Below are 14,272 nucleotides of genomic sequence, written 5' to 3' on the forward strand. Positions count from 1 at the left end.
TTTGTGTAAGGTGATTATGCCATGAAGGACAAATTAAAAGATTATAAAAATTATATACTGCCTTTTTTGTTTTCAGTTACAGCCGCTTACTGGTCAATGAATTCTTTGTTTGGCGTATTTATGATAGAAATTTTTGTAATTATACTACTGACAAATGTTTTTTTATTTACTGTATGCATATATTTAAAAGGCAAAGGTATAAAAGGTGGAGTGCTTTTTATCCTGGTAAGCTTTATTTATGCAGGTGTTAGCTTTGCCATTATAGGGGAAGTCCAGGCTGCATACCGGTCAGACTTTATTATATGGTTTATAAAGGTTACTTCCGGAGAGATCATACCTGATATTGCAGGATTTTGTTATGGGACCACACTCTTGGCAACGTATTTTTTTGCATGCACTGTTTTTTATTTTACATGTATACGGTTTAGAATATTTTCCATTTTTTTAATCAGTATTGTTTCTTTTCTGTTTCAGTCTACAAATGTAGATAACAGTGTTGGAATTGTTTTTGTAATTTTTCTTGTTTTATTTTTTATGCTGTATATAGACAAAACCAGAAGGGATAGTACTTTTAGTCACAATGAAGGTTTATTTCAAATTAATAAATGGTATTTTAGTTCAATTACCTTTTTCGTTTTAATTCCTGTATTTTTTTCCATACTACTTCCAAAACCCAATACAAAGCCTAAACTTGCAGAGTTAGACAGGGTAATAAGCCAGGCTATACAGACAGGAAGTTTTGCAATTCAAAATATAATACAAAACGAAGAACTTTTAGGATTGTTTAATCCTATGGATTATGGCGGAAACAGGTATATTGGTGCACTTACTGCCCCCTTAACGGAAAATGTATTGTTTGAAGTTGAAGCACAGGAACCCCTTTATTTAAAAAACGGAAGCTGGGATAAATATGAGAAAAACCGGTGGATATTAGAAAACAAATCTTTAACAGAAGGACATCAATTAGATAAAAATATTACAAGGCTTATGAAAATAGATGCCATTGTAAGGTTTTTTGAAAGGTTAGAACATGTAGAAGGGGTGGACGGGAGACTTGATAAATTAATTGATATTGCTGCCGGCAAAAGGTATACCTTAATTTCAAACAAAGAACGGGAAGCAGTCATTGAGTCAAACTATCCTATAGAATGGATTTTTGTGACTACTGACGGAGTGACAGATGTAAAACTTATTGGAGGCAAAAAAGTATATAAAAATGAACTTGGTTTTTGTTTTTTAGATAAAAAAGAAAGCTCTTACACATATGACAGGTATAGCTTCAATTATGTCTCTAAAGACTTACCTTATTCATCAAAACAGTTTCAAATTATGAGATTACTAAATAAAGAAATGGTGAATTTGTTATTAGAGTACAAAGATTATATTTTAGAAGAAAATGAGAGTGTTGAAATTTTAAGATACCGGGAAGGAAACCCCAATTTTACTGCCAAAGAGAAAATGATACTGGATGAAATTATAGAAGAGATGAATATTGCATATGATAATTTTACCAGTCTTCCAGAGAAATTGCCAAAACGCATATACACATTGGCAGAAAAAATTGTTGCAGGAAAAACCAGTGATTATGAAAAAGCCTTGGCAATAGAACAGTTTTTTCATAATTCAGGATATGTATATGATTTAGCTCCTCCCAAAAATCCCAATACAAGGGATTATGTTGATTTCTTTATTTTTGAAAGCAAAAGAGGGATATGTGTTCATTATGCAACTGCAATGGTTATTTTAGCAAGGGCTGCAGGTCTTCCTGCAAGGTATGTGGAAGGATATGTTGCAAAGGAACTGGATAAAGAAACAGGGAAATATGTTGTAAAGGAAAAACACGGTCATGCATTTCCGGAAGTATATATAGCGGGTTATGGGTGGATGATATTTGAACCCACTGTTTCAGATGAAAGCGATAGTGAATTTATATTGTTTCTGTCAAATATGGCAGAAAAGATAAAGGCTATGGTTTCTTATATTTGGACTGTCTTTTTAGATGCACCTTTGTGGATAAAACTTTTGCTGGTACCATATTTGATTATTGTTTTTTGGATATTTGTAAGATTATTTATTTATGTTAAATATAGGATATGGGAAAAGAGAGTTTATAAGTACGATGGGAAAAAAGCCCTTGAAAGTATTTTTAAAAAAATAAACTTTGTTTTAAAAAAGACCGGCTCAGGTATAAAAAAACACGAAACCCCTTTGAGCTATGCAGCCAGGGTTTTAAAGGAGCAAAACATAGACATATATAGTTTTGTACATAGTTTTAATAAATGTAAATATGGAGGAATAGAACCTGCCAGGGAGGATATAAAAAGAGGGGTGGATACCTTTAAAGAAATTAAAAAGCATGTAAAAAGGAATAGTGGGAAATTAAAATCAATGTTTATTTAAAAATTTTATTTCAATTCATCAAGGGAGAGATAAAACCCCGGTACAAATTTTTCCATAAAAAAGTCAACTTCTGAAAGTCCTAGTTTTGATATGTGTGAATATAATGATTTTTTTGCTTCTTTAAATTCGTTGTTGCCTGATTTTTCCTCTTCAATGCATTTTATATATGCAGAAATTTTGTCAGCTGCTTTTACCAAAATCCACTCTTCCCCGTCATTTTGAGTAAAAATATCCCTGTATACATCTTGCAAGTCTTCAGGGAGCATAGAAATAATTTTTTCATTTGCCTTATTTTCTATATTTTTAAAAACTTCTCTCATTTCATGATTAAAATATTTAATGGGGGTGGGAAGGTCTCCGGTTATTGTTTCACTTGCATCGTGATATAGAGCCAAAAGTGCACATCTTTCAGCATTTACATTTCCATTAAAATATTTATTTTTAATTACAGCCAGGATATGGGCAATCATTGCAACTTGCAGACTGTGTTCGGCAATATTTTCTGTACAGGTATTTTTCATAAGGCTCCAGCGGTTTATATATTTGAGCCTTGATAAAAAAGCCATGAAGTTATAAGAATTTGTTTTTTTGCTTTGTTTTTCTTTCATATTAAAATCAGTCCTTCCCTTATAATGATAAGTTTAAAAAAGCGTTGATAAAATTAATGCAAACAAAATTAAAAATATAATTACTAATTAGAATTTACATAGATTATTATAGCATGTAATTTTTAAATATGCTTTTTATTTTATCTGCTAAAAAAAGGTATTTATCAGTAATTGAGGATGATGAAATTTTGTGGTATAGTTATACTAGGGTTTATGTATTTTTTTGTAGAAAATAAATACAGCACTTATAGTGTCTTTTAACTACATTCCCCAAATTGCCTATGATAGAGTAAAGGTGGTAGCTGGTCTTATGGCATCTGAGAAAAAAACAATGTACAAAAGAAAAAACAATAAAACAAAAAAAAGGCGTGTTTTTATTATTTTAATTGAACTTTTGTTAATGGGAGCAGTTTTTATATTTAAAAGTACTGTTTTACGAATTCTGCTTTTAGCTATTATTGTGTTATTGCCGGTTTATTTAAATATGCAAAGAAAGGCTGTTAAAAAAACTGCTAAAAGCAAACTTGAAAATACTGAATATAAGAATCTAAAACCCAATTACAGTGACCTAAGAGTAAATTACAATGAAAATAATGATATTTTTAATGAAGAAAGAAATTACAGGTTAAAAAGGTATGATGACAAAAACATAAATTTTATTATAGAGAGGGATGAGGAAGAGCTTTCTTCAGGGAATAAAAAACCGTTTTTAAAAGATGAAGATGAGGAGCTTAGGGAAAAAGTGCATAATTGGATTGAAGCACTTGATTATTCGGCTTCTGTTTTCAGGAGAATTATTGATAATACAAAAGCAGAAATAAAAAAGGAAGAAATTGAAAACAGCATAAAAGAAGGGGAAGAAGATGATAGGCTAGGTGATGTAGAAGAAGTTTATGCAGAAGACAGCATACTAGATGTTATGAAAGAAGTATATGAAAAAGATGCTGTACCGGATGTTATGGAAGAGGCAAACGAAAAAGATGATGCATCAGATGTTATGGAAAAAGCAAATGAGAAAGATGATGCATCAGATGTCATGGAAGAGGCAAATGAAAAAGGTGACGCATCAGATGTTATAGAAAAAGTCTATAGAAAAGATTACATATCAGACGTTATGAAAGAGGCAAATGAAAAAGGTGATGTGTCAGTTGATATAGAAAAAGCTAATGCAGAAAGGTATATGCCGGATGATATACAGTATCCCCCAATAGACTTATTAGAAAAACCTGATTATGGAAAAAATTATGCATTAGCAAAATTTAATGCCAGGAAAAATGCTGAAAAACTCATTAATACTCTAAATAGCTTTGGGGTTAAAGCCAGAATTATAAATATAAGTAAAGGGCCGTCAGTAACAAGGTATGAACTTCAGCCTGATTATGGGGTTAAAGTCAGTAAAATTGTAAATCTTACAGATGATATTGCTTTAAATCTTGCTGCACCTAGTGTGAGAATAGAGGCGCCCATACCAGGGAAATCGGCTATTGGTATTGAAGTCCCGAATAAAAAGGTTATGCCGGTATTGCTAAGGGAAGTGATTGAAAGCCATAAATTTTTAAATTATCCTTCAAAACTTGCTTTTGCAGTGGGAAAAGATATTGCCGGTACATCAGTTATAGCAGATATTGCCTCAATGCCTCATTTACTCATTGCAGGTGCTACCGGGTCGGGTAAAAGTGTTTGCATAAATGCATTGATAATCAGTTTGCTATACAGGGCTACTCCGGAGGAAGTGAAATTTTTAATGATAGACCCTAAGATGGTAGAATTAGGAATATATAATGGGATACCACATCTTTTAATCCCGGTGGTAACTGATCCTAAGAAGGCAGCGGGGGCATTAAATTGGGCAGTACAGGAGATGACAAACAGGTACAAGCTTTTTGCAGAAAACAGTGTAAGGGATTTAAAAGGCTATAACGACATAATGACAAAAAAAGGAGAAGAGCCCCTTCCACAAATAGTAATAATTATAGATGAGCTTTCTGACCTTATGATGGTGGCTCCTAATGATGTTGAAGATTGTATATGCAGATTAGCCCAGATGGCAAGGGCTGCGGGAATGCACCTGGTAATTGCAACCCAAAGACCTTCTGTAAATGTAATAACAGGTGTTATAAAAGCCAATATTCCTTCAAGGATATCATTTGCAGTTTCCTCCCAGGTTGATTCCCGAACGATATTAGATATGGCAGGGGCAGAAAAGCTTTTAGGAAAAGGGGATATGTTATTTAGTCCTTTGGGAATGTCAAAGCCTGTAAGAGTTCAAGGGGCTTTGATAACTGACAAAGAGGTGGAATCAGTAGTTTCATTTATTAAACAAAGAGCAATTGCCCGGTATGATGAAAATATTTTAAAAGAAATAGAAAGTAAGGCAGAACCGGTAAGGCAGGGGGATGGCTTTGATGATGAGATATTGCCCCAGGTAATAGATATGGTTATTGAGCAGGGACAGGCATCTACTTCACTGATACAAAGAAAGTTTAAATTAGGATATTCAAGGGCATCAAGAATATTGGACATAATGGAAGAACAGGGGATTGTAGGGCCTTTTGAAGGAAGTAAGCCCAGGAAGGTGTTAATTACCAAAAATCAGTGGGAGGAAAGGAAATTATAAAATTTGCAGATAAAATTAAATAAAAAAATGAGCCTTAAGGCTCATTTTTTTATTTAATTTTATTAATTTTATTTAATATCTAAATGATAACTTTGGAGGGATTTTACCCCGCCGCCTTTTCCGTGATTTTCTTTATAGGCAGCTATTCCCTTGGCGCTGGCCAAAGCTGCAGTAATGGTGGTAATATAAGGCGTATGATATTTTATTGCTGCTTTACGTATATAGGAGTCATCGTATTTACTTAGTTTGCCGGAGGGGGTGTTTATAACTAAATTTATTTCTTTGTTCATAATTCCGTCTACAATGTTAGGTCGTCCTTCATTAAGTTTTTTTATCACTTCTGAATCTATACCGTTTTCTTTAAGGAAAAGATGGGTTCCTTTAGTAGCTTTAATATTAAACCCAAGTTTTGAGAATTTTCTTGCAACTTCCAGTACAGCATCCTTATCCCGGTCTGCTACACTTATCAGCACTGTTCCCGATGTAGGAAGGGGAACTTGTGTGGCTTCCTGTGATTTAAAGAATGCAAGACCAAAAGAGTCAGCTATTCCCAATACCTCCCCTGTAGAGCGCATTTCAGGACCTAAAAGGGGATCCACTTCAGGGAACATATTAAATGGGAACACGGCTTCTTTAACTCCGAAATGAGGTATTTCTTTGCGAGTAAAAGTACTAATGTTTGATTTTTCACCTGTTTCATTTAACATCATTATTTTAGTGGCAATACTTGCCATGGAAACATTACATACTTTTGATACAAGGGGTACTGTTCTTGAAGCACGGGGGTTTGCTTCTAAAATATATACCTTGTCATCAGAAATGGCGTATTGTATATTCATAAGCCCAACCACTTTAAGTTCTTTAGCTATTTTGCTTGTATATTCATAAATGGTTTCACGGTGTTTTTCGGGAATGCTTATTGTAGGAATAACGCAGGCAGAATCTCCTGAGTGAATTCCGGCCAGCTCAATATGCTCCATTATTGCAGGAACAAAGGCATCTACCCCGTCGGCTATAGCATCAGCCTCAGCTTCAATGGCATTGCTTAAAAACCTGTCTATCAAAATAGGTCTTTCAGGAGTAACACCAACTGCAGATGATACATATGTCTTTAACATTTCCTCGTCATAGACAATTTCCATTCCACGTCCCCCAAGTACATATGACGGACGTACCATCAGAGGATAACCGATGCGGTTTGCCACAGCAAGGGCTTCATCCAAATTGCTTGCCATACCGGATTCAGGCATTGGTATCCCCAGTTTATCCATCATTTGGCGGAATCTGTCCCTGTCTTCTGCAAGATCAATGACTTCAGGGGGGGTACCTAAAATTTTGGCTCCTGCCTTTTCTAATTCCTCAGCAATATTTAAAGGGGTTTGTCCACCAAACTGAACAATAATTCCTAAAGGTTTTTCTTTTTCATAAATACTGAGGACATCTTCAACTGTAAGAGGTTCAAAGTATAATTTGTCGGAAGTGTCATAGTCTGTAGATACCGTTTCAGGGTTGCAATTTACAATAATTGTTTCATAACCCATATCACGGAGGGCAAAAGCTGCATGTACACAGCAGTAATCAAATTCTATTCCCTGTCCTATCCTGTTAGGACCGCCTCCTAATACCATTACTTTTTTGCGGCTTGAGGAAGGAACTTTGTCCGGTGCATTGTATGATGAATAATAATAAGCAGCATTCTCAACCCCGCTTACAGGAATAGCCTCCCAACCGGCAACTACACCTAAGGATACACGGCGCTGTCGAATTTCCTTTTCAGGTACATCCAAAAGCATTGCAAGGTAGCGGTCGGAAAAACCGTCCTTTTTAGCTTGGATTAGTAAATCATCAGGCAGAGTATCGCCTTTATATTTTAAAATTTCTTCCTCTAATAAAACCATTTCTTTCATTTGTTCAATAAACCAGTGTTTAATGCCGGTTACTTTGTGAAGCTTATCCACTGTAGCACCTTTTCTCAAAGCTTCATACATAATAAACTGGCGTTCACTGGTAGGTTCTACTAACATTTGCATAAGTTCTTCTAAAGAACGCTTATTAAAATCTTTGGCAAAACCTAATCCATAACGGCCAATTTCCAGGGAACGTACAGCTTTTTGAAAAGCTTCCTTATAATTTTTACCAATACTCATAACTTCTCCCACTGCTTTCATTTGGGTACCAAGTTTATCTTCTGCGTCTTTAAATTTTTCAAAATTCCAGCGAGGAAGCTTAATAACCACATAATCTTCAGAAGGGGTGTATTTATCCAGTGTACCGTCCCGCCAATAGGGAATCTCATCTAAAGTTAACCCGGCAGCCAACATAGCAGATACAAAAGCAATGGGAAATCCAGTAGCTTTAGACGCCAGTGCAGAGGAGCGGGAAGTTCTTGGATTAATTTCAATAACCACTATCCGGTCTGTCTCAGGGTTATAGGCAAACTGGACATTGGTACCTCCAATTACCTGCATGTGTTCCACAATATCATATGCATATTTTTGAAGTCTTTTTTGAACATCCTTGCTTATCGTAAGCATAGGTGCACAACAAAATGAATCCCCGGTGTGAACCCCTACCGGGTCGATATTTTCAATGAAGCATGCTGTTATCATTTGGTTTTTAGAATCACGGACAATTTCCAACTCCAGTTCTATCCATCCTAATATAGACTCCTCCACCAATACCTGTCCAATCATGCTGGATGCAATACCACGTCCGGCTACAACCCTCAGCTCTTCCAAATTATATACCAGACCGCCTCCCGTTCCGCCCATGGTGTATGCAGGACGGATTACAACCGGAAAGCCTAGCTCCATAGCAATTTTTTCTGCTTCTTCAACACTATATGCCGGTTTACTTCTGGGTATTTCAATTCCCAGCTTGTTCATAGCTTCTTTAAAGGCTATACGGTCTTCTCCCCGCTCTATGGAGTCCACCTGAACACCAATTACCTTAACGCCGTATTTTTCTAAAACCCCTGCTTTGGAAAGTTCTAAACACAAGTTTAAAGCTGATTGTCCCCCTAAGTTGGGAAGCAGGGCATCAGGACGTTCTTTTTCAATTATTTCCGTTGCTCTTTTTAAATTTAACGGTTCCACATAGGTGGCATCTGCAATGCCAGGGTCCGTCATAATTGTTGCAGGATTTGAATTTACCAGTACAATTTTATACCCCAGGTTTCTGAGGGCTTTACATGCTTGGGTTCCAGAATAGTCAAATTCACAGGCCTGGCCTATAATAATAGGACCGGAACCAATAATCATTATTTTGTTAATGTCACTAAGTTTTGGCATACTATTGACTCCTTACTTATATATAATTTAAAATAAATTATTTTCTTAACCATTATACACTAAGTTACATAAAGAAACAGTATTTTTTTTAGAAATTTTAATTTATTTTAAAGAGTCTAAATTCCAACTTATTATAAAAGGGAATTTAAAAAATATGTAGAATAAAAAGTAGTATTAACTTAATTTGAAAGGATTGTTTAACTTTGAATTGGATTTACAGGCTTGAACAAAAATACAGCCGGTTTGCAATAAGAGGGCTTATAAAGTATATTGTTATTGCAGCGGCATTTATATTTGTAGTGGTAAATTTAAGCTTGAAGTTAGCTCTTATTGTTTATGATATGCTGACCCTTAACCGTGACATGATTTTGCAGGGGCAGGTGTGGAGGCTTATAACCTTTATTTTTATACCTCCGGGCAGCAGCATATTTGTAATATTTGCACTATACATATTGTATATATTTGGAAGCTCGCTGGAAAATATATGGGGAAGTTTCAGATTTAATTTATATTATTTTATAGGCGTATTGTCTGCAATTATATCAGCTTTTATTGCAGGTTCCGCTTCCAATGTATATTTAAATTTATCTATATTCCTTGCATTTGCATATTTATATCCTGATTTCAAACTGCTTTTATTTTTTATTATACCTGTGAAGGTAAAATATTTAGCCTGGTTTAATGTATTTTTTGTAGTACTTACTGTGATTTTTGACAGTATAGAAAATAAGATAGCAGCGGTACTTTCTCTTTCAAACTTTATTATATTTTTTGGAGGGGATCTTTGGAAAAAACAGATTTATCCTAAAGCATCCGGTTTTATATCTGTTTATTCAAAAAAACGTAAACGTAGAAAATTTAAAGTTATAACACCTCCAAAAAAAATTGAATTTGTTCATAAGTGCCGGGAATGTGGAAAAACATCCAGGGAATTTCCAAATATGTTTTTTGGATATTGCAAAATATGCGGTAGTGATTATGAGTATTGCCAAGAACATATAAATAATCATAAACATACCACTTAAAATTAATTGGTTTTTATAAAGGGGTGGGGGAAATGGTTGAGGTGGTATTGCTAATTGCAAAAGTAGTTTTTGCATCTGTTATATACTTGTTTATTTTTAGCATTATACGCCTTATATATCTTGATATAAAGTCTATGAATGTCAGTAAAGTTAATCTGGACAAAGGATTTCCAACTTTAAGGCTAAAAACCAGAAGGGAACTTCTTCCTTTTAAAGTTGAAGATATTTATGTACTGTCTAAAAGTATGACAATCGGGCGCCAGGATAAAAATGACATTGTTATAAAGGATTCTTTTATATCAGGTATTCATGCCCAGTTTATCTTAGAAAGGGGAGAGGTTTATATAAGGGATTTAGACAGCAAAAACGGAGTATTTATTAATGAGAAAAGGGTTGAAAATAATAGCAAGAATTTGTTAAAGGATAACGATATAATAAAAATAGGACAAATTGAATTTATTTTTGTCAAGGGGTAGCAGATGAGGTGTTTTTATGTTTAGAAAAATAGCCGGCTATGTGCCTTTAAGTATGATTATTTTTGCCAATATTATAGGTTATACTTTTTTGGCATTCAGGGAAGAGCCATATAATTCCCATGCCTTTTTAATGTGTTTTATTGTGTTGGCAATGATTTGTATATCCTATACCGTCATTATAAAAAAGAGATTTGGGGAAAGTTATCTTTTTCTAATTGTATCAATGCTTTTAAGTATTGGCATTATGATGATATACAGGCTGGATTCAGGATTGGCGGTTAAACAGGTTATTTGGATGCTTACAGGTATTATTGCATTTTTTACATGTTATTATTTATATCTGAAGATAGATAAATGGCATAAATATTATTACCTCTATATAGTTGCACCTATTCTCTTGTATATTTTGACTCTTGTTTTTGGTACCACAATTAACGGGGCTAAAAACTGGATTATAATAGCGGGATTTAGTTTTCAGCCTTCAGAACTTAATAAAATATTATATGTTTTCTTCTTGGGAAGTTATTTTAAAAGTCGGGACAAATTATTTTTTCAGAAATCTAATATTGGTGAAAAAAATAAAATTTTCATGAACAGGGTATTATTAATGTTTATTACTTACTTAAATGTAGGATTTTTAGCTTTGCAAAGGGACTGGGGAACTATAGCGATATTATTGCTGGTATACCTTTTTGTTCTCTATATTTTTAGTGAAGGCTACAAGTTTTTGATTTTAAACTGTGGTTTGCTTCTGCCAACTGCTCTGATAGCATATAAGTTTTTTTATCATGTAAGGGTGAGGGTTGAAATCTGGATTAATCCATGGGAGGATATTTTAGGGAAGGGTTATCAGATAGCTCAGTCGCTGTTTGGAATAGGCTCCGGGGGTTTTTTTGGGACAGGATTGAGAATGGGAAAACCATATATGATTCCATTTGCCAGTACAGATTTTATATTTTCTGCAATATGTGAAGAAATGGGAACTTTAACTGGAGTGGCAGTGGTTTTGCTATACATGCTTTTGTGCTACAGAGCTTTTAAAATTGCTTTAAACATAAAGAGAAGATTTGAGAAGATAGTGGTACTAGGACTTATTCTTCTAATTGGAATGCAAACCTTTATAATTATTGGAGGGGTAATAAAGCTTATTCCTTTGACGGGTACAACTCTGCCATATGTAAGTTATGGGGGAAGTTCTTTAGTTACAAGTTTTATTATTTTAGGTATTTTACAGGCAATATCAAGAGGGGACTTTAGCAGTGAGGGTGAAAACTATGGATGAAAACAAAAAAATCATTAGGGTGCTGGTGGCAATGTGTTCAATATTTTTTGCCATAACAGCATATTTAACTTATTTACAAATTTTTCAAGGCAAAAAACTTATGCAAAATGTTTATAACAGGAGAAACAGTGAAATAGAAGAAAACACCTTAAGGGGCAGCATATTTGATAGAAACGGGGTTGTATTGGCATATAGTGAAAAGAGTGGCGAGTCATATGAGCGTATATATCCATATGAGGCTTTGTACAGCCATGTTATAGGCTATAATTCTAAGATTTATGGAAAATCACTTATAGAAGCAGCTTATAATGGTTATTTATTAGGTCTTGATAATTACAGCCAGGTGTTTGGGATGGTTGACAGGGAAAGCAGAGGGAATGACATTTATCTTACATTAGACCATAAGCTTCAGGAATTAGGCGGTAATCTTTTAAAAGATAAAAAGGGAGCCATTGTGGCTATTGATCCTAAAACAGGGGAAGTACTTGCCCTTGTAAGTAAGCCGGATTTTAATGCCAATAGTAAGTGGCTTGAAGAAAACTGGGTAAGTATTGCAGAATCAGAAGAGGCTCTTCTTCTGCCACGGGCAACCCAAGGTCTTTATCCTCCAGGCTCGGTTTATAAAGTTATTATATCTGCCGGGGCAATTGAAAAGGGATTGGATAAAAAGACATATGAAGATAAGGGAAAAGTGGTTATTGACGGGTATGAAATAAAAAATGCCGGGGAAAAAGCTCTTGGGAATATAGGCATAAAAGAAGCCCTTGCCGCTTCAAGTAATGTTGTCTATTCACAAATAGGGGTTGAGCTTGGAAGTAACCAGCTAAAAAGATTAGCTGACAGAATAGGCATGAACAGGGATATAGAATTTGACATTCCTGTGAATAAAAGCATTTTCCCTTACGATACCATGGGGAAGAACGATATGGCAGCGGTGGCTATTGGGCAGGGGGAAATGCTTTTTACCCCCTTTCACATGGCTATGCTTACAGCAGGTATTGCTAATGGCGGCGATGTAATGAAACCTGTACTGGTAAAATCAGTTATGTCACCGGAGGAGAAAAAGATAAAAGATTTTAAGTCTAATGTAATGTATAAAATTATGGAGGCAAAAACTGCGGATATTATTAAAGATATGATGTATGAAGCTGTAGAAAATGGTACAGGTGCAAATGCCAAAATAGAAGGCATCAGTGTTGCCGGAAAAACAGGTACGGCAGAAAACCATTTATCAGAAAAAAACAAAGGTGGGGAACATGCCTGGTTTATCGGATTTGCACCGGTTGAAGATCCTAAGATAGCAGTGGCGGTTATTGTTGAACATGGAGGTTCCGGCGGGGGTGTTTCTGCACCCATTGCAAAAAGAATTATAAGTGAGTATTTACAAAGCATAGAAAAACATTAAAACACCAGGACAAATAAATACCCTGGTGTTTTATAAGGGTTCTCCGGTGTGTGCTACGAAGAACATGTCTATATTATATGTTTTATGTTTTTATTTATACACTCCTTACACTCCTTCTTATTAATTTGCCATGTTTTTAGAAGTTGTCTTTTTTACAATTATTTATTAATATATTGAAGAAGAATGATTTTTGAAACGTAATATTTTTAAAAATATAGATCGTAGGATCAGGGTGCTTTAAAAATGATTAAAGTATACAACAGACAAACTAAAGAATACGATATAGAAAAAATAGCAGGGGGAAAAATTATAGAAGTTCTATATACCACAAGCTATGGCAGAATAGGATTGGAGTTGGTATTAAAAAGAAAAATATATTCTGTACTGGCCGGAATACTATGTGATAGCAGAATTAGTGCTGCAAAAATAAAAAAGTTTATAGAAAAGTATGATATTGACATGTCAGAATTTTGTGGTGAACTAAAGGATTTTAAATCATTTAATGATTTTTTTACCAGAAAAATAAAGCCTTGTGCAAGACCTTTCCCAAAAGAGCCGGAATTGTTTTTGTCGCCGGGGGATGGAAGGGTCCAGGGATGGATGAATGTAGATATAAACAAAAATATCGGGATAAAAGGGATTAGTTATACATTAAAAGACTTAATACCTGAAAACAAAATTATAGAAAAGTATGATGGGGGAACTGTTATAGTATTAAGGCTAAATCCTACGGATTATCATAGATTTCATTTCATTGATGATGGTGTATGCAGTGAAAGTAAAAGGATAAAGGGACATTATTATTCAGTTAATCCTATGGCTTTGTCCTTTTATCCAAAGGTGTTCTGCCAAAATGTACGGGAATACAGCATTTTAGATTCTAAAAATTATGGGGAGTTAATATATGTTGAAGTTGGAGCTGCTTGTGTCGGCTCAATTGTTCAGACATACAAACCAGGAGAATTTATTAAAAGGGGCAGTGAAAAAGGGTTTTTTAAATTTGGAGGTTCAACCATAATAATTTTAATTAAAAAAGACCGTGTTAAACTTGATGAAGACATATTATATCAAACAAAATTAGGATATGAGTCTAAAATAAAGGCAGGGGAAGTGATAGGGAGGAGTGTAAAAATATAATTTAGAAATTAAATTTAAAAGAATTAAAAAAT

General features: G+C 34.5%; 9 protein-coding genes. 7 read left to right on the forward strand and 2 right to left on the reverse strand.

All coding sequences use genetic code 11. The annotated features are described in order from the left end of the window. The first annotated feature begins 21 nt into the window (after positions 1-21). On the forward strand, positions 22-2,400 hold the full coding sequence (locus HVS_RS02440) for a transglutaminase-like domain-containing protein (RefSeq protein ID WP_101298892.1): 2,379 nt from the start codon (positions 22-24) through the stop codon (positions 2,398-2,400). A 5-nt stretch (positions 2,401-2,405) separates the two neighbouring features. On the opposite strand, the gene yfbR is transcribed toward HVS_RS02440, so the two are convergent. Then, a complete protein-coding gene (gene yfbR, locus HVS_RS02445; RefSeq protein WP_101298894.1) occupies positions 2,406-3,008 on the reverse strand; it encodes a 5'-deoxynucleotidase in 603 nt (200 codons plus the stop codon). Positions 3,009-3,318: 310 nt separating this feature from the next. Here yfbR and HVS_RS02450 point away from each other — a divergent pair, with 310 nt between their 5' ends. Then, positions 3,319-5,625 carry a DNA translocase FtsK gene (locus HVS_RS02450; RefSeq protein ID WP_101298897.1) on the forward strand — a complete coding sequence of 769 codons (2,307 nt, stop codon included), beginning with the start codon at positions 3,319-3,321 and terminating at the stop codon, positions 5,623-5,625. 68 nt (positions 5,626-5,693) lie between these two features. Here the strand turns inward: HVS_RS02450 and carB are convergent, their stop codons facing one another. Continuing rightward, a complete protein-coding gene (gene carB / locus HVS_RS02455; protein WP_101298899.1) occupies positions 5,694-8,915 on the reverse strand; it encodes a carbamoyl-phosphate synthase large subunit in 3,222 nt (1,073 codons plus the stop codon). 203 nt (positions 8,916-9,118) lie between these two features. Here carB and HVS_RS02460 point away from each other — a divergent pair, with 203 nt between their 5' ends. The 5 genes from HVS_RS02460 (at position 9,119) to HVS_RS02480 (ending at position 14,240) form a co-directional block, all read left to right on the forward strand. Then, positions 9,119-9,940 (forward strand): rhomboid family intramembrane serine protease, encoded by an 822-nt coding sequence (locus HVS_RS02460; protein ID WP_101298901.1) that lies wholly within the window; start codon positions 9,119-9,121, stop codon positions 9,938-9,940. A gap of 32 nt (positions 9,941-9,972) precedes the next feature. Beyond that, positions 9,973-10,416, forward strand: coding sequence for an FHA domain-containing protein (locus HVS_RS02465; RefSeq protein WP_101298903.1), 444 nt, complete (start codon positions 9,973-9,975; stop codon positions 10,414-10,416). 16 nt (positions 10,417-10,432) lie between these two features. Continuing rightward, positions 10,433-11,698 carry an FtsW/RodA/SpoVE family cell cycle protein gene (locus tag HVS_RS02470; protein WP_101298905.1) on the forward strand — a complete coding sequence of 422 codons (1,266 nt, stop codon included), beginning with the start codon at positions 10,433-10,435 and terminating at the stop codon, positions 11,696-11,698. Then, a complete protein-coding gene (locus HVS_RS02475) occupies positions 11,676-13,103 on the forward strand; it encodes a peptidoglycan D,D-transpeptidase FtsI family protein (RefSeq protein ID WP_235827463.1) in 1,428 nt (475 codons plus the stop codon). Before HVS_RS02470 ends, HVS_RS02475 begins: the two co-directional genes overlap by 23 nt. Positions 13,104-13,346: 243 nt before the next feature. Further along, the gene (locus HVS_RS02480; RefSeq protein ID WP_101298909.1) at positions 13,347-14,240 is read left to right on the forward strand and encodes a phosphatidylserine decarboxylase; all 894 of its coding nucleotides are present in this window, start codon (positions 13,347-13,349) and stop codon (positions 14,238-14,240) included. Positions 14,241-14,272: the final 32 nt, after the last annotated feature.

It is taken from the genome of Acetivibrio saccincola (assembly GCF_002844395.1).
Taxonomy (GTDB): Bacteria; Bacillota; Clostridia; order Acetivibrionales; family Acetivibrionaceae; genus Herbivorax; species Herbivorax saccincola.